Here is a 25,096-nt window from a genome sequence, read left to right on the forward strand (position 1 = left end):
CAGCGACAGGCTGGAAATCTTGCCGCTGCGCGGTTCCTTCTCTCGGTCTTCGAGCCACAGGTCTCGAAGCCGCTCCGTTCAGCAAGATTTCTGAACCGCCCGCACGATCTCAAATTCAAAGTCGGATTGTTTTTCATCTTTTAGAAAAGTGTATTGGCGTGATCAAAAATGGCACCGAATGAACGGTTCGAGACCCAAGGCTCGACACCTGAAATGAGGGAATCGCGAAGCGATGACATTTTACGCCACTCACTGTTGCCGGGAAATATGTCCGTCGTGCCTGCGGTAGCGCGTGTTGAAAAAAGCGGGGGGAATGCAAAGGGGGAAAGCACTTCCCCCTTTGTTCGGTTTCGGCGCGACACATTCAATAATCACCGTTCGTGAGAAACCGAAATATTCTCGATCAGATTTGAAAAGTCGCAATCACAGCAACCTCTGCAAAGTAGAGCCGCCATTGCAGCGGCCTTTCTGCAAAGAAAGTTTCCTGCCCTTTTCAAAGGGCAAAAATTACGCTTCCGGCGCTATCTCCCCGCTCATCTGCGGAGGCTGCTTACGAAACGCATTGGTGATGAACGCCAGATACCCGAGGCCAATCGCGCCCCAGACTAAGCCCAGAGTCATCGAACTCGATTCCAGATTCAGCCACAACGCACCGACGGTCAGCGCACCAATCACCGGCAGGATCAGGTAACTGATGTGATCTTTCAGCGTGCGGTTACGTTTTTCACGGATGTAGAACTGTGAAATTACCGACAGGTTCACGAAGGTGAACGCCACCAGCGCACCGAAGTTAATCAGCGCGGTCGCTGTCACCAGATCAAAGGTTATCGCAGACATCGCCACAACACCGACCAGCAATACGTTGAACGTCGGGGTACGCCATTTCGGATGCACATAACCGAACAGTTTTTCCGGGAACACGCCATCACGGCCCATCACGTACAGCAGACGGGAAACACCCGCATGTGCGGCCATGCCTGATGCCAGAACGGTTACACAACTGAAGCACAGAATGACGGACTGGAAGAACTTACCTGCCACGTACAGCATGATTTCAGGCTGAGACGCGTCCGGATCTTTAAAGCGCGAGATGTCCGGGAAATACAGTTGCAGGAAGTAAGACACCACCACGAAGATGATGCCGCCAATCAGCGCGGTCAGGAAAATCGCTTTCGGAATGACTTTGCCCGCGTTTGGCGTTTCTTCAGACAGTGAACTGATACCGTCAAAGCCCAGAAATGAGAAGCACAGAATGGTCGCACCGGTAATCATCGGCACTACATGCGCATTTTCACTGAAGAATGGCTTAGTGGTTGCCAGCGTACCCATCCCCTCGCCCATATAAACGCCACGCACTAACAGACCCAGGAACACCACCATGATCGCCACCTGCACCACAACGATAATGCTGTTCAGGTTCGCCACAATCTTGATGCCGCGCAGGTTGAAGGCGGTCATCATGCCGACCAGCGCCACCACAAATATCCATGACGGCACGCCAGGGAAAATGGCTTCCAGATAGATTTTCGCCAGCAGGATGTTGATCATCGGCATGAACAGGTAGTCCAGCAGTGATGACCAGCCGACCATAAAGCCGACGTGCGGGCTGATAGCTTTTTGCGCGTAAGTGTAAGCAGAACCGGCAGACGGGAAACGCTGCACCAGTTTGCCGTAGCTCACGGCAGTAAACAGAACGGCGATCAGCGCGAAGATGTACGCTGTCGCGACGTGACCATCGGTCAGGCCGGAAACAATGCCGAACGTATCGAAAATGGTCATCGGTTGCAGATAGGCAAGCCCCATCATGACAACCTGAACCAGTGTCAGGGTTTTACGCAGTTGTACACGCTGAGTGGCCGGAGCGGCAGATGCATTAGCAGACATGGTTCAGCCCTCCCTGGATTGCAGACACCGGGCGCTTAAACGCCTCTGAAAGCAACGTACAGGGAAAACTTCGGGAGTTATTACCAGTAAACGGGGGGTAGATCTTCACGTCGCTGAACGCGGAGGTGAAGGCTGTGCGAATGTGACCGCAGCTGACAGAAGCACCGGCAGGCACCGGTACAGGTTTGAAGTATTGCCCCATATTACATTTCCTCATAGTGGCGACCGTTTTTAATTTGGGATCGCACACGAACCTTGTTATCTATCCGGATCTGGGTCCGGCCTCTGTTGAATTAGTTTGGGTACTGCATATACAAAAAAAATAACCGGCGCCTTTAAGCGTCGGTTATCTGCAGTGCGGCGTATTTTGCACAAATCACGCATGAATGACAACATTCACAGGCGTTGCGTTACAAATTCTTTTCCAGTATTGAACATAATGCGCGTATTCGTTAACCGTGCTACGCGTTGCGGAGCATCCAGTCTATCTCCGTTTCCGTCACCCTTCTCTCGAACTGCAACAGTTCATCGGATTTACAGGTGTGATAGACGTGTGAGAAACGTTCGCCGAGGATTTTCTTCAGCGCGGGCTGATCGTCAAAATCATACAGCGCATCGCTCTGGCGGATAGGCAGCGGAATACCTTCCTGTTCCAGACCGTTACCGGTGACCGGTTCGGGTAACGGCAAATCGTTGTCCAGACCATACAGCATGCCCGCCAGTACGGTGGCGACCACTAAATACGGGTTAGCATCGGCACCGGCCACGCGATATTCCACGCGGTGATCGGCGGTTCCGCTGCAAGGAACACGCAGGGCAACGGTACGGTTATTGTGCCCCCACGACGCCTGCGTCGGCACATACATGCCCGGCTGGAAGCGGCGGAAGGAATTGACGTTTGGCGCCAGCACCGCCATAGAGGCCGGCATCAGTGCAATCATGCCAGCGAGCGCGCGTTTCATCAGTTCAGAATCTTCGCCACTGGCATTGGCAAACAGGTTTTTACCGTTGTCGTCGAGCACGCTGAGATGGATGTGCATCCCGCTGCCCGCATATTCATCGTAAGGTTTCGCCATAAAGGTGGCGTCCATATCGTGATTTTCCGCCACCAGACGCACCAGACGTTTGAGCATCAGGGCGTAATCACAGGCGCGCAGAATATTTTCGCTGTGGTGCAGATTGATTTCGAACTGGCCCGGTGAGGATTCCGCCACCGCGCCATCCGCAGGTAACCCCTGAATGTGCGCCAGACGATCAATGTCACTGAGCACATCCGCAAAGTGATCGAGATTATCGACGGAGTAAACCTGAGTATGCATGCTGCGTTCCTGCGTCCCCGGGGTGCAGGGTGGCTGAATATAGCCTTCCGCATCACGCTGCCTGTCGAGCAGATAGAACTCCAGCTCTACCGCTACCACCGGGAACAGGCCCCGCTGGCGCAATGTTTGCCAGATATGATTAAGCACATTGCGTGGTTCAACGTTAAAGGGAGTGCCATCTTCGTCAAGCATGGTCAGAAGCAACTGGCCGGTATGTTCAGGGTCGGAAGCCGATGGCGTTAAGGTTCCGGGAACCGGCACACAGGTGCGGTCGGGTTCGCCCAGTTCCTGGCCTAGTCCGGCTTCTTCCACAACATTACCGAGAATGTCCATGGCGAAGACCGATGCCGGGAAATAACAACCTTTTTCGAGTTTACGGAGTGCTGAGACGGGAACGCGTTTGCCGCGGAAGGAGCCATTGAGATCGGTGAGCAGGACGTCGACGTGAAGGGTTTGCGGGTGACGCTCCAGGTATTGGGATACTTCATCCTGGAACGCGCTACTTCGCTCTTCAACGTGCTTAGCGAGGGGCTCGGTCCCGCTAATCTCTTTCTTAATTTCATTCATCAGTTCAGTCGCTTGCATAGGTTTTCCGCCATTTGCTGGTTTCCGGCATATCAGGCTCCAACAGGGTGCCAGCCGGTTATCTTTACCGGGTCATCACTTTGTTCAACGCTGTGCTCTCATGGAGTGGGGATCCTCTCAGTTTTTTACTCAAAGCTCTTTTATGCTCAAACCGTTTATTGCTCAAAATAACGGCCATATCATTAACCCTAGCCTTAACATTAATTATTTGCAACATGTACATTATCGCAACATATCAGTTTGAAAAGCGACCTGAGCGCTGCTAAATTGGTCAATATAAGGTCAATATTCTGAGCAGTAACGTGCGGGGAGGCACGTACTGTCAGCCAATTCATCTACTCAACGAGGCGGTATTATGGGCAATATATTTTCCACGGCATCTGCGGGAAAAGAGACGCGCTACAGACCGGTCATTGGGGTAGTCATGTGTAAAAACATCGTTGATGAAAATCCTGCCCTGACTGTCCACGAAAAGTATCTGGACGCCATTTTCAACGCCGATGCCCTTCCCGTTTGTCTGCCACATGAACTGGCAGCGCGCGAAGGCGCGATAGACCAGATTCTGCGCGGTCTCGACGGCATCTTCCTCACCGGCAGCCCCAGCAATATTGAGCCTCATCAGTACGGTGAAGAAGGTGTCGAGGAGCAGGCCGATCCCGGCCGTGACCGCCTGAGTTTGCAGTTGATCCGCGCGACGCTGGATAAAAAAATCCCGTTGTTCGCCGCCTGTCGCGGATTGCAGGAACTGGTGGTTGCCACCGGCGGCAGTTTGCACCGTAAAGTGCAGGACGTGCCGGGCTATATGGATCACCGCGAAGACACCACCTTGCCGCACGACAATCAGTATGATCTCGTGCATCCGGTACATATCGAACCGGGCGGCTTACTTTCGGAATTATTACCCGATTATCAGCAGTTTCAGGTGAACTCCCTTCACGGTCAGGGGGCCAACCGTCTGGGTGACATACTGACCGTGGAAGCACGCGCACCGGACAATCTGGTGGAAGCCGTGAGTGTCCGCAATCATCCGTTTGCCCTTGGTGTGCAGTGGCATCCGGAATGGCACAGTCTGACCGACCCGGTGTCGCGTCAGCTGTTTAACGCTTTTATCGCTGCCTGTCGCAAGGGCCATCAGGCCCGGAGCGCACGAGAGGAATAAACGGATGAGCGAAGTCAGTCTGGCGCCTGGTCGCCGGCTTTCTGAAATTCGCCAGCAACTCGGAATGTCACAGCGCAAAGCCGCCGAGTTGTCTGGCCTGACACACAGCGCCATCAGCACCATCGAACAGGATAAAGTCAGCCCCGCCGTCAGTACGTTGCAAAAGTTATTGCGGGTTTACGGGCTGTCACTTTCGGAGTTTTTCGCCGAAGAACATAAAAGTAACGCGCCGCGTATCGTGATTAATGCGGCGGATTTAATTGAAATCGGCAGCCGCGGCGTGTCCATGCGCATGGTCCACAACGGCACGCCAAACCATACCGTTGCCATGTTGCTGGAAACCTATCAGCCCGGCAGCACCACAGGTGACAAAATCAAACATCAGGGTGAGGAAGTCGGCACCCTGTTAGAAGGAGAAATCATCTTAACCGTCAACGGTCAGAGTTACCCGCTGCGTGCGGGGCAAAGTTATGCCATTAACACCGCGAACCCTCATAGTTTCAGTAATATTTCGACGCGGATTTGCAGGATTGTCAGCGCGCATACCCCTAATACCTTCTAGTTGTCATCGGCTCCGGGCGTGGCAACGGGAACCCGAAGAAGGATGTCATCATGACTGCTCAAACAGGAAGTCCCCGCGCTGCCGGTGTGCCGCACACCGACAGCTATTACGCCGGTTCTGTCAACGACCACGCCCCGTGGCCGGAACTGACAGACAATATTGAGTGCGATGTCTGCATTGTCGGTGCCGGTTTTACCGGCATTTCTTCTGCTTTATATCTGTGTGAGGCCGGTTACGATGTGGTGGTGCTTGAGGCCGCACGGGTCGGCTGGGGCGCCAGCGGGCGTAACGGCGGGCAGGTGGTCAACTCTTACAGCCGCGATATTGATGTGATTGAAGACCGCTACGGACGGCAGACCGCTGATATGCTCGGCAGCATGATGTTTGAAGGGGCGAACATCATCCGTCAGCGCATCGATCAGTATGCCATCGACTGTGACTATCGCCCCGGCTGTATTTTTGCCGCGCTGAGTGCACGCCAGCTTTCGAAACTGCGCGACCAGCAAAAGCTGTGGAACCGTTACGGCCATACTGAACTGACCCTGCTGGATGAAACCGCCGTGCGGCGCGAAATCGCCACCGACCGTTACGTCGGCGGGCTGCTGGATAAAAATGGCGGCCACCTTCATCCGCTGAATCTGGTGCTGGGCGAAGCCGAAGCGGTGCGGCGTCATGGTGGGCGTATATTTGAAGGATCGGCAGTCACGCGCATTGACCACGGCGAACCGGCGTTAGTGCACACGGCCAAAGGTCAGGTCAGCGCCAAATATGTGATTCTGGCGGGCAACGCCTATCTGAGTCAGCAGCTTGCGCCGCGCCTCACGCGTCTCAGCATGCCGTGTGGCTCGCAGATTGTCGCCACAGAACCGCTGTCGGATGACATGGCACTCTCACTGTTGCCCAACAATTACTGCGTGGAAGACTGCAATTATCTGCTCGATTATTTCCGTCTCACCGCTGACAACCGGATGCTGTACGGCGGCGGTGTGACCTACGGCGGTAAAAATCCGCCGAATATCGATTCGGTGATCCTGCCCAAACTTAACCGCACCTTTCCGCAGCTTAAAGGCGTCAAGATTGATTACCGCTGGGGCGGCAATTTCCTGCTGACGTTATCGCGCCTGCCGCAATTTGGCCGGCTGGAAAATAACATCTATTACATGCAGGGTGACAGCGGGCATGGCGTGACGCTGACGCATCTGGCCGGGAAACTCATCACCGAAATGCTGCGCGGAGACGCCGAACGTTTTGATGCGTTCGCCCGTTTACCGCATATGCCGTTCTTCGGTGGCCGCAATTTCCAGGTGCCATTTACCATGCTGGGCGCGGCGTATTATTCCCTGCGCGACCGCCTGGGCGTGTAATCCTTTCATCCTGCAAAGCCCCGCAGTTTAACTGCGGGGAAATCCCTGTGTCAGCCTTTACCCGCCACCGGAAATTCGCTGTCAGTGCCGACTTCGGGCAACTCATTCAGATCTGGCTCGATCCCTTGCGAAATGTAATCTTTTGCCGCAATCGACTGTTCATTGCCTTGTGCGTCGCGGATAAGCACATGTTTGATCGCGCCATCTTTCATCACCTCACGGTGTACACCGGTAAATTCACTCATTGTGGTTTCCTTTTTGATGAACTGCACGTAGACATCGCTCATCTTTAAGCATAGTTTTTTATTCTTAAGTGCAACTAATAAAAATCCTAAATGACCTCAGCAACGCGCTCATTTTCCTGATAAATTAGAGGTATTGTCACTGATGACGACACCGCACGCCCCCGCACCACTCATGCCTTACAAGGAGAACGCTCTTGGACGCCAGCACGATTAATACTCTTTTCTTTATTGGCGCCCTGTTAGTCGCAGCGAGCATTTTGCTCAGTTCGTTCTCTTCTAAGCTTGGCATCCCTATTTTAGTCATTTTTCTGGCGATCGGCATGCTGGCAGGCATCGACGGAATTGGTGGTATTGCGTTTGATAATTACCCCGCCGCCTATCTGGTCAGCAACCTGGCGCTGGCGGTGATTTTGCTCGACGGCGGCATGCGTACCCGCGCCTCTTCCTTTCGTGTGGCCCTGTGGCCCGCGCTGTCGCTGGCGACGGTCGGCGTTCTGATTACCGCCGGTCTGACCGGGCTGGCCGCCGCGTGGTTATTCAATATCAACCTGATGCAGGGTTTACTGATTGGCGCGATTATCGGTTCAACCGATGCGGCAGCCGTCTTCTCGCTGATTGGCGGTAAAGGTCTGAACGAACGTGTCAGCGCCACGCTGGAAATTGAATCCGGCAGCAACGACCCGATGGCGGTATTCCTGACCATCACCCTGATCGACATGATTTCCAAAGGTGAACACGGCCTGAGCCTGATGTTTGTGGTGGATGTGGTGCGCCAGTTTGGCCTCGGCATTGTGTTTGGTGTCGGCGGCGGCTGGCTGCTGCACAAGCTGATTAATAAGATTACGCTGGCGGCCGGGCTGTATCCGCTGCTGGCGTTCAGCGGTGGTTTGCTGGTGTACGCGGCAACCATGTCACTGGAAGGCAGCGGCATTCTGGCGGTGTATCTGTGCGGCCTGATGCTCGGCAATATGCCGATCCGCAACCGTCACGGTATTTTGCAAACCTTCGACGGGCTGGCATGGCTCAGCCAGATTGGTATGTTCCTGGTGCTCGGTTTGCTGCTGACGCCCAGCGATCTGTTGCCGATTGCCATCGCGGCGCTGGCGCTGTCATTGTGGATGATCCTGCTGGCACGTCCGCTGTCGGTGTTTGTCAGCCTGATCCCGTTCAAAAACTTTACCCTGCGCGAACGCTTCTTTATCTCGTGGGTTGGCCTGCGCGGTGCGGTACCGATCATTCTGGCGGTATTCCCGATGATGGCCGGACTGCCTAATGCCACGCTGTATTTTAATGTCGCCTTCTTTATCGTGCTGGTCTCCTTGCTGCTTCAGGGGACGTCATTAGGCTTTGCGGCCAAAAAAGCCAAAGTGCTGGTGCCGCCGCAACCGACGCCGATTTCCCGCGTCGGTCTGGATATCGATGTGTATAACGACTGGGAACAGTTCGTGTATCAGCTCGGCTCCGATAAATGGTGCGTCGGCGCGGCACTGCGTGATCTGCAAATGCCGCAGGCGACACGGATTGCAGCGCTGTTCCGTGGCAAAGAGATGCTGCATCCGACCGGCAGTACGCGGCTGAAGGAAGGCGATATTCTGTGTGTCATCGGACAGGAAAAAGATTTACCGGAATTGGGTAAATTGTTCAGCGACAGCAATAAAGTGGTGCTTGATGATCGTTTCTTTGGTGATTTCATTCTGCAGGCCGATGCCCCGCTGGATGCAATTTCCCAGCTGTATGGCCTGAATCTGGAAGACACCGTGGATCAGTCGCAAACCCTGGGACATTTCGTCATTAAGCTGCTCGGAGGCGAACCGGTGATCGGTGACCATATCGAATGGGACGGACTGACGTGGACGATTGCGGAAATGGAAGGAAATCGGGTGAGTAAAGTCGGCGTGAGGATTGTGACGCAGAAGGCTTAAATTCCGGCTCCTTCCCCTCTCACGAGGGGAAGGAAAACGTATTACTGAGCAGCCTGCGGGTCTTTGTCGTAGTCTGAACAGGACTGATAACCTTTGTTCATGACATGACCGGTGTCGTTAAAGCTGACGAAGTAGGTCTGTGCTTTACCATCACGCGGGGCGACCGCATAAGTCTGACAAGTCCCTTTGGCGTGGATCAGCGTCGCTTCCGTTGACGGTGGTCCTGCAATGGCACGAACCTGCGATTTCGTCATCCCGACTTTCACATCGCTGACTACCGGTTCTTTAACGTAACTCGCCGCACGGTCATAAGTCTGACACCCTGCCAGAACCGAAACTGCTGTAGCAACCACAAGTAACATTTTCTTGTTCATAACTTCTCCTCCTGAGTATTTTTGTATTGTTAAGCATAGAAGACATAAGGGATTTAGCCAGCCGATATGACTTCTATTTATTAATTGCACCATATTTTAAGTTTTTTCTGATAACCGGAATGGAGATTTTTAGCGCGGCCTGACATGCATTTTTATGTGTGCAAAAAGAAGATATTCAGGGCTTTTTGATCTATACATGAAAGAGGTAAGCCATTGATTGCTCGACAAGGAGCTATTACTGATGCATTTGGATCGACGCCGGTTTGTGACTTTGCTGGGTGTTATAGCCCTGATGCCCATACCCCAAACGGGCTTCGCGACTCCCCGGGAGGTTGCCATGGATACTCTGCGGATTGATAAACCCGACGGCGGTGTGCCGAATAATACGTTACCGGTGCTGATTTATCACCGCGTCATTCCGCCTGATACCCCCGATAATGCCGACTATCTCGAACACCTTTTCCGCGCCAACGGCTGGCCGCCGCAGTGGCGTTATCCCGTCTATACCTTTACGCATTTTCATTCCAACACACCTGAAGTGCTGGGTGTTTTTGCCGGTACGGCGAAGCTGCAACTGGGCGGCGAGCACGGCAATATTATCGAAGTGAAAGTCGGCGATGTGTTACTGCTTCCGGCCGGAATCGGCCATAAACAGATTTCTGCCGATGACGATTTTATGCTGGTCGGCGCGTATCCGCCGGGCATCAAAGCCGATTTATGCCATGACGAATTGCCGCAACTGGCGGCTCGCACCAAAGCGGTGAACGCCGTCCCGCTGCCCGCGACGGATCCGGTGACCGGACACAGCGAAGGCAGCATGCTGGTGTGGCATCAGAAATAACCGGGCATCACGCGGCGGTCAGGGCAAACCGCGCCACAGCTTTTTCCAGACGCTGCGACTGGTCCAGCAACTGCTGGGAAGATGCCGCCGCATGATCCGCCAGTTTGCCGTTTTGCAGCGTCACATGATTAAGCGCGGTAATGCGTTCGGAGACATCGTGAACACTTTGCCCCTGATACAACGTCGCTGTCGAAATCTCACTGACTAACGTGCTCAGGCCGTTGAAGATATGAATAATCTCTTCCAGACTTTGCCCCAGCACCGTAACGGATGCCGAACCGCGATCAATTTGCTGCACGGACTCATCAATCAGCTGGTGAATGCCGCGCGTCGAATGGCTGCTCTTTTGCGCCAGCAGACCGATTTCTTTCGCCACCACAGCAAACCCGCGTCCGTGCTGCCCGGCATGCGCCGCTTCAATCGCCGCATTCAGCGCCAGAATATTGGTCTGAAACGCCACGCTGTCGATCATCGAGACAATACTGCTCATTTCTGAAGACTGGCTGACAATCTCTTTCATCGCGGTATCCACCTGCCCCATCACTTCCCCGCCGCGCGTCGCCACGCCTTTCGCCTGCTCGGCGCGTTGACTGGCCTGCAACGCATAGGCGGCGTTTTCTTTCACACGTTCATTAAGATGGGTGATGTGTTCAGTGGCAGCGCTGAGTTCTTCGCTCTGAATGGCGGCCTGTGCCGATAATTCCTCGTTACCCTTTGCCATCTGATTGATATTGATCATGATATGCGAGGAGGCATCGCGCACTTCACTGACCAGTTTTTGCAGGCCGTGCTGCATGTTGCGCAGGCTGACACCCAGCTCGCGGACTTCAATCACCCGCGCGTGGTCATCTTCGACATCGCGCGATAAATCCCCGGCAGCCAGCACGCTGATGTGCCCGATCATGCGTTGCAACGGACGGATAATCCACGCAGACACACCGCGCCAGACCAGCACCGCAATCACCGCCAGAATGACCAGCGCGCCCATAAACAGCGTTTTCGCCTGCGTCAGCGCATTGAGTAAGCGGTCGCTCAGGGACACCGCTGTGTGCTCATTAACCGCCAGATAAGCATAATATTTCTGGCTGAAGTCATCCTGAAACGCCTGGATCGGCACTTCAAAGAAGGAATCGATATTGTTGTTCTTTTGCAGACCGTTCGCCTGTTCCCGCAAGCCGTCGTAGAACATCTGATAGCTGGATTTCAGCTCGGTGGCAGCCGTATCGGCGTTTTTCGTCATACCTTCGAATTGTGCAAACGCTTTTTGCGACGCGGCAAGCGAACCCAGCGATTCTTCCATCAGGCTGTTCCAGCTCCCGACCGAGCCGGTTTCTTTATCCTGCATGTAATAAATACCGGCACGGTTCAGTTTGTCGCTGGCCATCAGCAGTTCCATACGGGCTTTATCCATGACGGCTTGCTGCTGACGCAGACTTTCGGTCGCAATAACGTTGTTATGTGCATCCTGCAGGATTTTGGTGAGCACCACGGTGGAGAAGATTTGCAAAGCAGAAAACAGGGCGATAACGCAAATTACCCCGAAAAGGATCCCCCGTGGACGTTTGATGAAACCCGATCGAAACAATCTGTTGAATGGCATTTTACCAATAAGTGAACGAGAAGTTAAATTCATGATTATTCTGCATTATTTAGAGAAGAAACAGAATTTTACTCGCGGGAAATGACAGAAGTATTTCAGGGAGCGGCGCTGAACCGCTCCCTGCGATTACTTATTGTTTCGGGAAGATCCACACATGGTTTTCGGGAAGTGCCAGACGGCAATGCTGCGGGTCGCGCACATCGGTGCCGTAAGCTCGGATCACAAAATCATCACCGGTTGTGCGGAACAGATATTCCCAGCGGTCACCGAGATACATGCTGGTCAGAAGCGGTAATTCCAGCTGATTCTCGCCCGGCCCGTCGGCCAGCACCACGCGTTCGACGCGGATCACCGCCGTCCCTTCTTGCCCGGCCTGCACCCCCTCACCCGCCAGCCCCCACAGCACCCAGTCGCTGCCTTCGATACGCGCTTTACCCTCACGCACTTCGGTGACCTTGCCGTGCAGACGATTGTTGCTGCCCATAAATTCTGCGGTAAACAGGGTTTTCGGCGAACCGTACATTTCCTGCGGCGTACCCTGCTGTTCAATTTTGCCGTTGTTGAGCAAAAGAATACGGTCAGAAATCGCCATCGCTTCATTCTGGTCATGCGTCACCATCAGCGCCGACAGTCCGAGTTTAATGATCAGTTCGCGCAGGAACACCCGCGCCTCTTCACGCAGTTTGGCATCCAGGTTTGACAGCGGCTCATCGAGCAAAATCACCGGCGGGTTGTAGACCAGCGCACGGCCAATCGCCACGCGCTGCTGCTGGCCGCCGGAAAGCTGATGCGGGTGGCGCTTGCCCAGATGCCCGAGGCCCAGCTGATTCAGCACATCCTGTACGCGCCGGGTAATTTCACCCGCCGAAACCTTACGTAATTTCAGCGGATACGCCACGTTCTCAAACACGGTTTTATGCGGCCACAGGGCGTAAGACTGAAACACCAGCCCGAGATTGCGCTCTTCGGCCGGAATTTCGCTGCGCGGTGTGCCGTCATAAACTTTGTTTTTGCCAATGACGATAGTGCCTTTCACCGGCTTTTCCAGCCCGGCGACAGCACGCAGCAAGGTGGTTTTTCCGCTGCCGGAAGGCCCGAGCAATGACACCACTTCGCCGCGTTTCAGATCCATGGAAACGCCCTTCAGCACCGGATTATCACCATAAGTCAGGTGCAGATTGTCGACAGATAATTCAATCATGTAATTTCACTCCGAAACGAAGGGCAATACCCAGACCTAACACCACCAGCAGGATGTTAATAAAGGAGAGCGCGGCAACAATATCAATGGCGCCCGCCGCCCACAGGGAAACCAGCATCGAGCCGATGGTTTCCGTACCCGGCGAAAGAAGATAGACACCGGTGGAATATTCACGCTCGAAAATCAGGAACATCAGCAGCCACGAGCCAATCAGGCCGTAACGCGACAGCGGAATGGTAACGTGACGGGTGATCTGCCCGCGGGTCGCCCCGGTACTGCGCGCCGCCTCTTCCAACTCCGGCCCGACCTGCAACAGTGTCGAGGAAATCAGCCGCAGACCATACGCCATCCACACCACGGTATACGCCAGCCAGACGCTGAAAATCGTACTGCGCAACGATCGCAACCAGACCACCAGGTTATCGCGCAACCACTGTGACCACGGCATGCCGGAAAGCCAGCCGGATTTGAGCGCGTTATCGAGCCACATCGGCAGGAACAGGAACACCCACAGGAAAGCCAGACCGGCCAGCAGCCCCGGCACCGCACGCGGCACCAGTACGCTGTAATCAAGGAAACGGGTGACGCCGTCGGGTTTACGGTGCATCGCAATACCGATAAACAGATAACAGGCCACTGCCAGCGCACCGCCAATGACGCCAATGGCCATCGAGTTGACGATAGCGCGCAGCAGGTTCGGCTGTTCCCAGATAGTGCGGAACGTGTTGAGCGAGAGTTCATCCCAGATGGAAACCCCGACGCCCCAGTTAGAGATAAATGCACGCAGCATCACACCAATCAGCGGAACGCCGATGGTCACCGTCAGCCAGAACGCCACCACAGCCCCGGCCACCCAGCGCCATTTTCCAAGCGGTAAAGCACGCGCCTGCGACGCTTTACCTTTCACCGTCACGAAGCGGTTGGCGGTACGCATCAGGCGGCGCTGCAACATCACCAGCGGAATAGTGATACAAATCAGCACCACGGCAACCGCAGCCATCAGATGATAAGACGGCGTACCAAGTTTGTTGGTCAGCTGATAAAGATAGGTCGCCAGCACCATGTTGCCTTCCGGGTCACCCAGTACCAGCATCAGGCCGAACACTTCCAGCCCGAGGAAGAACAGCAAAACGGTGGCGTACAGAATCGACGGGCGCACCATCGGCAGACTGACCGCCGTCATCACCTGTAACGGCGAGGCGCCTGCGGTTCGCGCGGCTTCCTCAACATCCGACCCGACGCTGCGCAACGCCGAGGAGATATACAGATAGGCGTGAGGAACGTGCGTCAGACCGGCAATCACCACGATGCTCGACATGTCGTAGATGTTCCACGGCACGAAACCGAGGATCGCCTGTGCCCACAGTGAAAAGAACCCGACCGGTCCGGCGGCCACCACGTAACCGAAACCTAATACCATCGGCGACACAAAAATCGGCACCAGGATCAGCGGTTCAATCACGCGTCTGCCCGGCAAATCCGTACGCACCATCAGGAACGCCAGAATACCGCCAAGCGGGATGGCGATGACCACCAGCCCGAAGGCCAGAATAAAGCCGCTTTTCAGGGCCTTGTAGAAATCCGGATCAGTAAAGATGAATCCAAAGGATTCGAGGCTCCATTCTTTCGACGGCGAAAAGAACGGCGCGGAGAGGAAACTTTGTATCACGATGAACGACAACGGAATGTAGATAACCAGCGCCGTTATCAACACCACAATGCCGCGCGGCAGGCTCTGCCACTTTCTGCGCAATGCATTCATGTTACTTCCCTTCGGTTAGAAACAAGGAGAGCGAAATCAGGCAGGAAAAAGGAAGCGCGGCGGAAAGTGACGCGCTTCAATATGTCACTACTTGGCAGCAGCGGTACGCCACTGTTTGATGTAATCCAGGCGTTTTTTCTGTTGCAGGTATTCCAGCAGGGTTTCATCCACCGGGATGGGTTTGAGCGCGTTGCCCAGCATTTTGGTCATACCATCGATATCATTTTTGCCTTCGATATCGTTACGGATGGAGGGAATGTCAGCCTGATTGGCCAGAATGCTCTGCCCCTTCTCGGACAAGACATAGTCAAGCCACAGTTTGGCCGCGTTGCTGTTTTTCGATTCCTGACTGATGAAGGAAACGCGGGAAAGCACCAGGGTGTAATCCTTCGGATAGGAAATCCCCAGTGACGGGTCAGTTTTAGCGCGGGCTTCGGCGTAGGAACCCAGGATGTTAAAGCCGATCAGGTTTTCGCCGGAAGAGACACGTTCCATCATGGTGCCGGTAGAGGATTGCACTGCTAAGCCGCCTTTGGCCACATCAGCCAGCGTTTTGAAATAATTCGGATCGGCTTTGAAATCCTGTACGGACAGCATGAAGCCGAGACCGGATTTCTCAATATCGTAAGTCGTGACTTTTTTGTTGAACTTTTCGGTCTGGCTGGCGATCAGTTTTGCCAGTGCCGCATGGGAATCAGGCACATCACCGGCCGGGATCAGGCGTTTGTTATAGATAAACACTACCGGTTCATACGTCGTGCCGTAGGCTTTGTCTTTCCACACTGCCCATTTTGGCAGTTGCCCCTGTTCAGGGGATTTATATTCCTGCGCGTAGTCGGTCGCCAGTTTCAGCGCGGTATCCATCGAGGAACTCCAGACCACGTCGCCGCTGGTGCCGCCCGCCGCCTGTTCGCTGATATAACGGTTGTACAGCTCGGTGCTGTTCATGTCGTTGTATTCGACTTTGATACCCGGATACGTCGCCTCGAAGCCCTGGATCAGCGAGCCTGCCGCTTTGGTGTCAGTCGTGGAATAGACCACGACTTTGCCTTCTTTAGTCGCCGCATCGACGATTTTTTGATAGTCAGCCGGGTAGCCTTGAGGTAATGCAGACATTGCAGAGGAAGACATCATTACAGCCAGAGCAATCAGAGAGATACGTAATTTATTCGACATTATTGTTAACCTCTAGTTACATTTGGGAAACTAAAAATCAACATAACGCATAACATCGGACAGGCAATAGGGTAACGTTTTTATCTTCCCGATTTGTGATTCGTGGCGTTTTTTAAGCAATTAACACCATAAAAACCACGGTGGAAAACGCAAAACAGGCCCTCTGAATGGCCTGTTTTTAAGGACAGAAAACGGGGATTATTTAAAATATCCGGCGGTATCAATATCGGTCAGTAAATCCTGATGTACGGGTTTCCAGCCCAAAATATCGCGGGTGATCTGACTTGAGGTCGGATTATTTAACGAGGCAAAATGGGTAAACCAGCCAAAATGTGCCGCCAGATCTGGCCCGTTTTTACTCACCACCGGCAGGTTCAGGTGCTTACCGATGAGGGTGGCAATCTCACGGAATGGCACACCTTCTTCTGCATTCGCGTGATAAATCGCATTCTGCGCGCCCTTCTCCAGTGCCAGCACAAACACTTGCGCGGCATCAAAACGGTTCACCGCTGGCCAGCGGTTTTCGCCATCCCCCGGATACGCTGATTCCCCCTTTTCCCGCGCCAGCGCAATGAGCAGCGGCACAAATCCATGATCGCCCGCGCCATGCACCGATGGCGGGAGACGCACCAGTGACACCCGCACGCCCTGCTCTGCCAGTTTAGCGACGGCAAGATCGGACGCCACGCGAGGATTATGCCCGTACGGATCGGGTAAATCATTTTCCGTTGCCAGACGGCCATTGTTCACCAGCGCCGTGCCGGAGGTGACGATCAGCGGTTTATGGGTGCCCTTCAGCGCAGCGCCTAATGCGCCAATCGCCAGCCGGTCTTTTTCACAATTTTCCAGAAACTTCGAAAAGTCATGGATAAACGCGGTGTGGATCACCCCGTCGGCCTGCGCGGCGCCGGATGCGAGGCTCTCAAGATCTTCAATACTGCCGCGATGAACACCGGCACCCGCTTCGGTCAGCGCCTGCGCCGAGGCATCCGAACGGGCCAGCCCCAGCACCTGATGACCGGCCCGCAGCAATTCCTGAACCACCGCAGAACCGACAAAACCTGTTGCACCTGTCACAAATACACGCATTGCGAATTTCCCCGTTGTTGGCTAAACCTGTCGTGGCTACAAAAGCCCAGGACTTACGTCATAAAATATAGGGGCTGGAGGAAAGACGATCTATGCGCTAATGTCCGCATTATCTTTGCAATCGTCCGGAGTCGCTGATGGACCCTCTTTCTGATGTGTTATCACTGCTGAAGCCGCGCAGTTATATGTCCAAAGGTTTTGAAGCCGGAGGCGCCTGGTCGGTGCAATTTCCCGACCATTATCAGTCGATTAAATGTAACGCGATTATTCGCGGTGAATGCTGGCTGGCAGTCGATTCCGTGCCAGGCGCAGTGCATCTGAAAGCCGGAGACTGCTTTGTGTTACCCAGCGGACGCCCGTTCCGGCTGGCCAGCGATCTTAGCCTTCCGTCCGTCGATGCCGGGCCCATTTTCCAGCAGGCGCAGGATGGCGGAACGGTTTCCTGTAACGGCGGCCAGGATTTCTTCCTCACCGGCAGCCGGTTTGCGGTCAGCGGCGCAAACGCCTCTACCCTGCTGGCGATGCTGCCGCCGGTGGTGCATATCTCAAAAGAATCCGACAGAGCCAGCCTGCGCTGGGCGGTTGAACGGATGATGCAGGAACTGCGTGACCAGCGTCCCGGCGGGTTGCTTATTGCGCAGCATATGGCGCACATGATGCTGGTACAGGCGCTGCGGATGCACGTCGATAACGCGCCGGAAGGTGAAACCAGCGGCTGGTTTGCCGCACTGGCCGATAAGCAGTTATCCAAAGCGCTGAATGCAATGCATGAAAACCCGGCGCAGCGCTGGACGGTGCAAACGCTGGCAGAACGGGCGGGTATGTCGCGTTCTGTATTTTCTCAAAAATTCAAACAGGCTGTGGGCAGTGCGCCGCTGGAATACCTGACACGCTGGCGGATGTTGCTGGCTGGCGACCGGCTGGCGAATACTAAAGAACCGGTATCAGCCGTGGCGCTTTCGCTTGGGTACGAATCAGAAAGTGCTTTCAGTACGGCGTTCAAACGCACACTGGGATGTTCGCCAAGGCAATACGGGCAGAAAGAAGCCGTCTGAAGAATAAGTAGAGGGGCAAAGGGGGAATTTCAGATACAAAAAAAGCCGCTAATCACTTAGCAGCTTTATTGTGTTGTTTATGGCGGAGGAGGAGAGATTCGAACTCTCGAATGGTTTCCCATCGCCGGTTTTCAAGACCGGTGCCTTCAGCCGCTCGGCCACCCCTCCGTAAACAACAAGTACGTTACGACCTCAGTCGTTCAGTACGGGGCGTAGTATACAAGACCGGAAAAAAGATGCAAATATTATTTTCAGTCTAGTTTGTTGATTTTATGAGCATTTAAACCGCGTACATAAAGTCGGGCATAAATGACAGAGACAAAAAAAGCCGCTAATTGCTTAGCAGCTTTCTTGTGTTGTTTATGGCGGAGGAGGAGAGATTCGAACTCTCGAATGGTTTCCCATCGCCGGTTTTCAAGACCGGTGCCTTCAGCCGCTCGGCCACCCCTCCGCAACGAAGCGAACTATAAACAGTGCCGATCCGCTTGTAAAGCCTGATTCTGTTCTGATTGCCTGAAAAACAGGCATTCGGGTCGCAAGCGGCGATTTAAGCATCATTTCGGTGATTTTGACGTCAGGATACCGCGCAGTGCCCCGCTCCGGGCAGGTAAAGAAGGGTAAAACGTCTTTAATGACGCACCGCAACTACTTACACTGCAACCTGTTTGTATTTTCACCGACTCCAATTAGATACCCAAAATAATTTGGGTCGCAGGAAGGCGGCAAGAGAGGGAGTCCTGATGAGCTTACACAGGTAAGTGATTCGGGTGACCGGGCGAAGCCAACGCATCTGCGACACAAAGTATGAAGGGCTTAAGTGAGAATTTTATTATGAACCGCATGGATCGTATCGTTGCATCTTCGTCATCATCACGCGCTGGCTCGTTGCTAAGCACGCACCGGGTGCTGCGTAATACTTATTTCCTGTTAGCACTGACTTTGGGCGTATCCGCGATTACGGCGACAGCAAGTACGGTTCTGAGATTGCCGTCCCCCGGTTTTCTGCTGACCATCGTTGGCTTCTATGGCCTGATGTTCCTGACCTACCGCACAGCCAACAGCCCGGCGGGTATTTTATCTGCCTTCGCGCTGACCGGTTTTATGGGGTATACGCTGGGGCCACTGCTGAGTTCGCTGCTTTCCGTCGGTGCCGGTGACATTATTATGCTGGCACTGGGCGGCACTGCGCTGGTGTTCTTCTGCTGTTCAGCCTATGTGCTGACCACGCGCAAAGATATGTCGTTCCTGTCCGGGATGATGATGGCTGGTTTTGTGGTGCTACTGGTGGCGGTTATCGCTAACCTGTTCCTGCAAATTCCTGCGCTGTCACTGGCGATCAGTTGCCTGTTTATTTTGTTCTCCGCAGGCGCAATCCTGTGGGAAACCAGCAATATTATTCATGGCGGCGAAACCAACTATATTCGGGCGACCGTCAGCCTGTATGTCTCGCTGTACAACATTTTTGTCAGCCTGCTGAGCATTCTGGGCCTGTCATCACGTAACTGATAAAGCCTGAAGTGGATCGAAGCCCCGCCTGCGTGCGGGGCTTTTTATTTTGTCTGACCGGCGTTTTTGCTAAACTAACTGCCGCATTTTTACAGGTTTGAGGTTGTATGCTGGAGTTTGAAGGTCAGGTTATTGAAACCGACGCTCAGGGTTACCTGAAAAACAGTCAGGAGTGGCAGGAAGGCATGGCGCCGCTGCTGGCGGAAGAAGAAGGGATCGTTCTGACTGACGCCCACTGGGAAGTCGTGCGGTTTGTGCGCGAGTTTTACCTCGAATTCAATACTTCTCCCGCCGTACGCATGCTGGTGAAAGCAATGGCGCAGAAATATGGCGAAGAGAAAGGCAACAGCCGCTATCTGTTCCGGCTGTTCCCGAAAGGTCCGGCCAAACAGGCAACCAAAATTGCGGGCCTGCCGAAACCGGTGAAGTGCTTGTGAAAGATTTCAGTATTTGATTTTAAAATCGCTGTAATTGCCAGGCGCGGTCGGTTCACTCAGTACGCGATCAACGCGTGCATGTTTCGGCCCGCCCTGCTTTAGCCAGGCTAGCAACTGATCTACTTTCTCCTGCTCTCCGCACGCCACCACTTCGACGCTGCCATCCTCAAGATTTTTCGCGTAACCGGTCAGACCGAGACCGGTGGCCTGATGCTGGGTCGCAAAACGAAAACCGACGCCCTGCACCATGCCGTACACATAGGCGGCTATACTGACTGTTGCCATAATATTCTCTCCGTTAGCGGTATGGTTCGTTGCAATTTGACCTGCATGACCGGACAATGTCGCTCTTTTTTGTCTCCGAACCGACAGAACCTAATTTTATGACTGCACGTTTAATTCTGGCCAAAGGCCGTGAAAAATCACTTCTTCGTCGCCACCCGTGGGTGTTTTCCGGCGCGGTTTCGCGCATCGAAGGTAAAGCCAATTCCGGCGAGACTATAGATATTGTAGACAGTCAGGGAAAATGGCTGGCGCGCGGCGCCTATTCGCCGTCCTCGCAGATCCGTGCGCGCGTCTGGACATTCAAACAAGATGAAGACATTGATATCGCGTTCTTCATCCGCCGTTTACAACAGGCGCAGAGCTGGCGCGATTATATCGCTAAGCGCGACGGACTGGACGGTTACCGCCTGATTGCTGGGGAATCCGACTGCCTGCCAGGTATCACTATCGACCGCTTCCAGAATTTCCTGGTGCTGCAATTGCTGTCAGCCGGTGCGGAATATCAGCGTGCCCCGCTGATTGCTGCACTGCAACATTGCTATCCGGAATGTGCAATCTGGGATCGTTCCGACGTGGCCGTGCGTAAAAAAGAAGGGCTGGAACTGGCTCAGGGACACGTATTTGGCGACGAGCCTCCTGCCTTGTTGCCGATTCAGGAACATGGAATGAGCCTGCTGGTGGATATTAAAGAAGGTCACAAAACCGGTTTCTACCTTGACCAGCGTGACAGCCGCCTTGCCGCACGTAATTATGCCGCAGGCCGCAACGTTCTGAACTGTTTCTCTTATACCGGCGCTTTCGCGGTGTCTGCGCTGATGGGCGGCTGTACAAAAGTCACCAACGTGGATACCTCCCAGGCAGCGCTCGACGTGGCCCGTCAGAACGTTGAACTGAATAAACTGGATCTCTCGAAAGCAGAATTCGTGCGTGAAGACGTGTTCCAGCTCCTGCGCAAATACCGCACCGAAGGCCAGCAGTTCGATATGATCGTGATGGATCCGCCGAAATTCGTTGAGAACAAAAACCAGCTGGCAAGCGCCTGCCGTGGTTACAAAGACATTAATATGCTGGCGTTGCAACTGTTACGTCCGGGGGGGATTCTGCTGAGTTTCTCCTGCTCCGGATTGTTGCCAACGGATTTATTCCAGAAAATTCTGGCTGATGCGGCGCTGGATGCCGGTCGTGAGATCCAGTTCGTCGAGCAGTTCCGTCAGGCAGCCGACCATCCGGTGACCGGCGCTTACCCTGAAGGTCTATATCTGAAAGGGTTCGCCTGCCTGGTAATGAACTGACAAAATAAGCACGGTGTGCTGTTGCGGCGGCACGCCCGCGAATTTTAAGCAGATTACGTGGTCAAAACTTGAAATAGCCCGTTTTATCTCCATATAGAGATTAATGAATTATTTTTGGGAGGTGACTATGATTGCCAGTAAATACGGTATCGGACAGCAGGTCCGCCACAGAATGTTAGGTTATCTGGGTGTGGTTATTGATGTTGATGCACAATATTCGCTCGATAAGCCTGACGTCAATGATGTCGTTGCTGATGATTCAATGCGTACCGCTCCCTGGTACCATGTCGTGATGGAAGATGAAGAAGGTCAGCCGGTTCACACTTACCTGGCTGAAATTCAGATCGATCATGAAGCGGCACGTTCGCATCCTGAACAAGCCTCGCTGGATGACCTGGCAGCCTCAATCCGTAACCAGTTACAGGCACCGCGACTGCGTAACTGAGCATGATGGCTTTTTCCTGACAAGATGAAAGATAAAAACCGGCGCAGTAGCCGGTTTTTTTACGGGCAGGATCCACAGACGTTTACTTTTCCATGCCCAGTCGCGGAATTTCAATTTTCGGGCAGCGGTCCATCACCACCTTCAGCCCAGCCTCTTTTGCCAGCACAGCAGCCTGTTCATTAATGACGCCCAGTTGCAGCCACAGCACGTTCGCCTTAATCGCAATCGCTTCCTGCGCCACGCCATAAGCGGCATCCGCATTACGGAACACGTCCACCATATCTACCGGATGGGGAATTTCTGCCAGAGAACCATAAGCTTTCTGGCCGAGCAGTTCCTGCCCCGCCAGCTTCGGACTGACCGGGATCACCTCAAAGCCCTGAGAAAGTAAATACGCCATGACGCCGTAACTTGGTCGGCCGGGATTATCACTGGCCCCCACCAGCGCGATGGTTTTCACTTCTTCAAGAATCTTGCGGATATCATTGTCTTGCACGGGTTTATCTCCTTTGGCCTGTATGCATTAAGTGTAACGCAGCCTGACGATTTCGACAGTCTGTACGTGAAAAAGAGCCGCTGCAGGATCACGTCGGTGGGAAATTAAAACATTTTGTAAAACTTTGACACACAATCGTCATTCCTGAATAATAGAGGATGAGCAACGTTGTATCTGAGGAGAGAGGAATGAAAATCTGTCATGCGCTGGTCGCATTAGCGAGTCTCAGCCTGATGGTGTCAGCTTCAGCGACCTCACTTAAATTGTCCCCCGATGTCGATGTTCTGGTAATCGATGGCAAACAGATGTCTGGCGCAATCCTTAAAGGCGCAGACAGCCTTGAACTCGATGGCGGTCAGCACCAGATTCTGTTTCAGGTCAGCAAAAATGTCCGTTCCGTCACTCAACAGGCACCGATAATCTACCATTCGCCTGCCCTTATCGTGACCTTCAATGCTAAAAGTAATCGTTCCGTTTCTTTCGTTCTGCCAAAACTGAGCAACGACAATGAAACGACACAATTTAGCCAGCAGATGAATTATCAGCTCATTGATGAACAAGGCCGTCAGATACCGACGCAACGTGACGTCCTGAATATGTTTAATCCCGGACATACTGCAGACGCTGAGAAATTAATGATGACTTACAATTTGTCGGGCGCACGTGCGGCGGTTCCTTCATTCGCCAAAGGCAGCACGGATAAAAAATCTGCGTTAGCCACCGACGCAACATCTCAAATTTCTATCGTTTATCTTCACCCGTTGTGGACACGTCTGGCCGCGAATGCTGGCTTTGAGCGGTTGTTACTCTGGTTAAAACTGCCGGATAATCAGGAACGCGCGTCATAACTTAATCTGCATCACGCATTCCTCCTTCTTAACGGCGAATTATTCCCCCTGAGCTATGCAGTAAAACCGAGTTTCAGTATTCTGTGATCCACTTTTACTTTCGCGTTGAAGGGAATTAGATGGAATACACGACCCGCACGATCGCAAAACAAAAACATATAGCCCTGGTCGCGCATGACCACTGCAAAAGTACCCTGCTGAAATGGGTTGATAAAAACGTTGCTGAGCTTTCGCAGCATATCCTGTATGCCACCGGCACGACGGGTAACCTGGTTCAGCGCAATACCGGGATTAATGTCAAAAGCATGCTAAGCGGGCCGATGGGCGGCGACCAGCAAGTGGGCGCGCTGATTGCCGAAGGCAAAATCGATATGCTGATTTTCCTCTGGGATCCGCTCAACGCCGTTCCGCATGATCCGGATGTGAAAGCCCTGCTGCGTCTGGCGACCGTATGGAACATCCCGGTGGCAACCAATCTGTCTACTGCTGACTTCCTGATCCAGTCTCCGTTGTTCCAGTCTGAAGTCGAAATCACTATTCCTGACTACCAGCGCTATCTGTGGTCACGCCTGAAAGAATAATGATTCAATAGGCTGATTTTTAAAAGTAAAAAGCCCGGCGATTGCCGGGCTTTTTATTGATCTTATCTACGGTTTTCGCTGGACCAGTACACCGATATCTTCAAGCTGTTCTACGAAGACGGAAGGACGTTCTTTATCCTGCAGCAACCAGACCTGATGCTTCGCACGCGTCATCGCCACATACAATAAACGCCGCTCTTCGGCATCCAGAAAGTTTTCCGGTTCAGGCAATAACACTTCCTCCAGCAAAGATTCCCGCGCGGGCGCAGGGAAACCGTCATTGCCATCATGCAATCCGACGATAATCACGTATTCAGCCTGTTGTCCTTTACTGGCATGAATCGTCATGAAATCAAGATTAAGCTTTGGCCAGCGGGTCGCGGCTTTCTCCAGAATTTGCGGTCGAAGATGGTGATAACGCGCCAGCACCAGAATATGTTCATCAACGGTGACATAGCCGCTAAGTTTATCCAGCAATTTTTCCATCTGGTCCTCAGGCAGTATCACGACATTTTTCTTGTTGCCTTTGGTCAGACTGTTCAGCGGCTTCTTCAACTGATAAGGGTTTTGCTGCACAAACTTATTGGCAATTTCACCGATGCGGTCATTGAACCGGTAAGTCGTATCCAGTGCGCATTGCGCTCCTTCGCCAAAATTGTCAGCAAACGCCGTGGTCAGGGACAACTCCGCACCGCTGAAACGGTAAATCGCCTGCCAGTCGTCCCCCACAGCAAACAAACTGGTATGTTTGTTAAGTTTACGCAAGGCAGAAAGCAGCAGTGCACGCTGGGGGGAAATGTCCTGGAATTCATCCACCAGAATATGCTTCCACGGGCTGACAAAACGCCCTTTTTCCAGAATATTGACTGCCTGATGGATAAGCCCGGAAAAGTCCACTGCGCCCTCTTCTTTCAGTGCCGTTTTCCAGGCTTTCATCAGCGGTGCCATCAGACGAATACGCTTTGTAAACAGATCTTTGACGTCTTCCGGCGCGCTTTCGATCATCTCCGCCTGACTGCCACCGTGCATACGCATCAGGCTGAGCCAGCGTTCAAGGCGGCTTCCGAG

Annotated in this window: 25 protein-coding genes and 2 tRNA genes; 13 read left to right on the plus strand and 14 right to left on the minus strand. The window is 53.4% G+C overall.

All coding sequences use genetic code 11. The features are described from left to right. On the plus strand, positions 1–182 hold a 182-nt coding region (locus UC14_RS27060), incomplete at its 5' end, for a hypothetical protein (RefSeq protein ID WP_232829662.1). A gap of 325 nt (positions 183–507) precedes the next feature. Here the strand turns inward: UC14_RS27060 and UC14_RS09300 are convergent. Then, the gene (locus tag UC14_RS09300; RefSeq protein ID WP_013574904.1) at positions 508–1,884 is read right to left on the minus strand and encodes an APC family permease; all 1,377 of its coding nucleotides are present in this window, start codon (positions 1,882–1,884) and stop codon (positions 508–510) included. Positions 1,885–2,345: 461 nt separating this feature from the next. Next, positions 2,346–3,770: a glutamine synthetase family protein gene (locus tag UC14_RS09310; protein ID WP_049804358.1), complete on the minus strand. Its 1,425-nt coding sequence runs from the start codon at positions 3,768–3,770 to the stop codon at positions 2,346–2,348. Between the two features lie 373 nt (positions 3,771–4,143). On the opposite strand from UC14_RS09310, the gene puuD reads away from it, so the two are divergent. The 3 genes from puuD to UC14_RS09325 are packed head-to-tail and all read left to right on the plus strand — an operon-like array spanning position 4,144 to position 6,873. Further along, positions 4,144–4,947 (plus strand): gamma-glutamyl-gamma-aminobutyrate hydrolase, encoded by an 804-nt coding sequence (puuD, locus tag UC14_RS09315; protein ID WP_015689631.1) that lies wholly within the window; start codon positions 4,144–4,146, stop codon positions 4,945–4,947. 4 nt (positions 4,948–4,951) lie between these two features. Continuing rightward, on the plus strand, positions 4,952–5,509 hold the full coding sequence (puuR, locus tag UC14_RS09320; protein ID WP_013574900.1) for an HTH-type transcriptional regulator PuuR: 558 nt from the start codon (positions 4,952–4,954) through the stop codon (positions 5,507–5,509). A gap of 50 nt (positions 5,510–5,559) precedes the next feature. Then, positions 5,560–6,873 carry an FAD-binding oxidoreductase gene (locus tag UC14_RS09325; RefSeq protein ID WP_051931096.1) on the plus strand — a complete coding sequence of 438 codons (1,314 nt, stop codon included), beginning with the start codon at positions 5,560–5,562 and terminating at the stop codon, positions 6,871–6,873. Between the two features lie 50 nt (positions 6,874–6,923). On the opposite strand, the gene UC14_RS09330 is transcribed toward UC14_RS09325, so the two are convergent. Next, a complete protein-coding gene (locus tag UC14_RS09330) occupies positions 6,924–7,118 on the minus strand; it encodes a hypothetical protein (RefSeq protein WP_037036572.1) in 195 nt (64 codons plus the stop codon). Between the two features lie 194 nt (positions 7,119–7,312). On the opposite strand from UC14_RS09330, the gene UC14_RS09335 reads away from it, so the two are divergent. After that, entirely contained in the window at positions 7,313–9,040 is a 1,728-nt protein-coding gene (locus tag UC14_RS09335; RefSeq protein WP_013574897.1) for a potassium/proton antiporter, read from the plus strand. 41 nt (positions 9,041–9,081) lie between these two features. Here UC14_RS09335 and osmE read toward each other — a convergent pair whose 3' ends face one another. After that, positions 9,082–9,414, minus strand: coding sequence for an osmotically-inducible lipoprotein OsmE (gene osmE, locus UC14_RS09340; protein ID WP_013574896.1), 333 nt, complete (start codon positions 9,412–9,414; stop codon positions 9,082–9,084). 241 nt (positions 9,415–9,655) lie between these two features. Here osmE and UC14_RS09345 point away from each other — a divergent pair, with 241 nt between their 5' ends. Further along, positions 9,656–10,255 (plus strand): cupin, encoded by a 600-nt coding sequence (locus tag UC14_RS09345; RefSeq protein WP_112151752.1) that lies wholly within the window; start codon positions 9,656–9,658, stop codon positions 10,253–10,255. A 7-nt stretch (positions 10,256–10,262) separates the two neighbouring features. On the opposite strand, the gene UC14_RS09350 is transcribed toward UC14_RS09345, so the two are convergent. From UC14_RS09350 to UC14_RS09370, 5 genes are all read right to left on the minus strand, one after another. After that, positions 10,263–11,888 (minus strand): methyl-accepting chemotaxis protein, encoded by a 1,626-nt coding sequence (locus UC14_RS09350; protein WP_112197599.1) that lies wholly within the window; start codon positions 11,886–11,888, stop codon positions 10,263–10,265. 97 nt (positions 11,889–11,985) lie between these two features. Continuing rightward, positions 11,986–13,056 carry an ABC transporter ATP-binding protein gene (locus tag UC14_RS09355; protein WP_013574893.1) on the minus strand — a complete coding sequence of 357 codons (1,071 nt, stop codon included), beginning with the start codon at positions 13,054–13,056 and terminating at the stop codon, positions 11,986–11,988. Then, positions 13,049–14,818 (minus strand): iron ABC transporter permease, encoded by a 1,770-nt coding sequence (locus UC14_RS09360; RefSeq protein ID WP_013574892.1) that lies wholly within the window; start codon positions 14,816–14,818, stop codon positions 13,049–13,051. Before UC14_RS09360 ends, UC14_RS09355 begins: the two co-directional genes overlap by 8 nt. Before the next feature lie 87 nt (positions 14,819–14,905). Further along, positions 14,906–15,994: an ABC transporter substrate-binding protein gene (locus UC14_RS09365; RefSeq protein ID WP_112197600.1), complete on the minus strand. Its 1,089-nt coding sequence runs from the start codon at positions 15,992–15,994 to the stop codon at positions 14,906–14,908. A gap of 198 nt (positions 15,995–16,192) precedes the next feature. Beyond that, on the minus strand, positions 16,193–17,083 hold the full coding sequence (locus tag UC14_RS09370) for an SDR family oxidoreductase (RefSeq protein WP_112197601.1): 891 nt from the start codon (positions 17,081–17,083) through the stop codon (positions 16,193–16,195). Positions 17,084–17,220: 137 nt separating this feature from the next. Between UC14_RS09370 and UC14_RS09375 the strand changes: the two genes are divergently transcribed. Further along, entirely contained in the window at positions 17,221–18,138 is a 918-nt protein-coding gene (locus UC14_RS09375) for an AraC family transcriptional regulator (protein ID WP_013574889.1), read from the plus strand. Positions 18,139–18,218: 80 nt separating this feature from the next. Here the strand turns inward: UC14_RS09375 and UC14_RS09380 are convergent. Then, positions 18,219–18,306: transfer RNA gene (locus UC14_RS09380), tRNA-Ser, on the minus strand. 195 nt (positions 18,307–18,501) lie between these two features. Beyond that, a tRNA-Ser gene (locus UC14_RS09385) sits at positions 18,502–18,589 on the minus strand. A gap of 389 nt (positions 18,590–18,978) precedes the next feature. On the opposite strand from UC14_RS09385, the gene yccA reads away from it, so the two are divergent. Together yccA and tusE are read left to right on the plus strand one after the other, a co-directional pair. Beyond that, positions 18,979–19,644 carry an FtsH protease modulator YccA gene (yccA, locus tag UC14_RS09390; protein WP_015689627.1) on the plus strand — a complete coding sequence of 222 codons (666 nt, stop codon included), beginning with the start codon at positions 18,979–18,981 and terminating at the stop codon, positions 19,642–19,644. Positions 19,645–19,751: 107 nt separating this feature from the next. Next, the gene (tusE, locus tag UC14_RS09395; RefSeq protein WP_013574887.1) at positions 19,752–20,081 is read left to right on the plus strand and encodes a sulfurtransferase TusE; all 330 of its coding nucleotides are present in this window, start codon (positions 19,752–19,754) and stop codon (positions 20,079–20,081) included. Between the two features lie 6 nt (positions 20,082–20,087). Here the strand turns inward: tusE and yccX are convergent, their stop codons facing one another. Beyond that, positions 20,088–20,366, minus strand: a complete 279-nt coding sequence (yccX, locus tag UC14_RS09400; RefSeq protein WP_013574886.1) for an acylphosphatase — start codon at positions 20,364–20,366, stop codon at positions 20,088–20,090. 98 nt (positions 20,367–20,464) lie between these two features. On the opposite strand from yccX, the gene rlmI reads away from it, so the two are divergent. After that, on the plus strand, positions 20,465–21,658 hold the full coding sequence (rlmI, locus tag UC14_RS09405; protein ID WP_015689626.1) for a 23S rRNA (cytosine(1962)-C(5))-methyltransferase RlmI: 1,194 nt from the start codon (positions 20,465–20,467) through the stop codon (positions 21,656–21,658). 127 nt (positions 21,659–21,785) lie between these two features. Continuing rightward, positions 21,786–22,103 (plus strand): heat shock protein HspQ, encoded by a 318-nt coding sequence (gene hspQ, locus UC14_RS09410; protein ID WP_013574884.1) that lies wholly within the window; start codon positions 21,786–21,788, stop codon positions 22,101–22,103. Between the two features lie 82 nt (positions 22,104–22,185). Here hspQ and UC14_RS09415 read toward each other — a convergent pair whose 3' ends face one another. Continuing rightward, the gene (locus tag UC14_RS09415) at positions 22,186–22,599 is read right to left on the minus strand and encodes a CoA-binding protein (RefSeq protein ID WP_013574883.1); all 414 of its coding nucleotides are present in this window, start codon (positions 22,597–22,599) and stop codon (positions 22,186–22,188) included. A 188-nt stretch (positions 22,600–22,787) separates the two neighbouring features. On the opposite strand from UC14_RS09415, the gene UC14_RS09420 reads away from it, so the two are divergent. Both UC14_RS09420 and mgsA read left to right on the plus strand, forming a co-directional pair. Further along, the gene (locus UC14_RS09420) at positions 22,788–23,447 is read left to right on the plus strand and encodes a DUF2057 family protein (RefSeq protein WP_037035985.1); all 660 of its coding nucleotides are present in this window, start codon (positions 22,788–22,790) and stop codon (positions 23,445–23,447) included. A gap of 119 nt (positions 23,448–23,566) precedes the next feature. After that, positions 23,567–24,028 carry a methylglyoxal synthase gene (gene mgsA, locus UC14_RS09425; protein WP_013574881.1) on the plus strand — a complete coding sequence of 154 codons (462 nt, stop codon included), beginning with the start codon at positions 23,567–23,569 and terminating at the stop codon, positions 24,026–24,028. A 66-nt stretch (positions 24,029–24,094) separates the two neighbouring features. On the opposite strand, the gene helD is transcribed toward mgsA, so the two are convergent. Further along, a partial coding sequence (gene helD / locus UC14_RS09430; RefSeq protein ID WP_112197602.1) for a DNA helicase IV occupies positions 24,095–25,096 on the minus strand: 1,002 nt, incomplete at its 5' end.

This window comes from Rahnella sp. NRRL B-41462, assembly GCF_003263525.1.
GTDB classification, from domain to species: domain Bacteria; phylum Pseudomonadota; class Gammaproteobacteria; order Enterobacterales; family Enterobacteriaceae; genus Rahnella; species Rahnella aceris.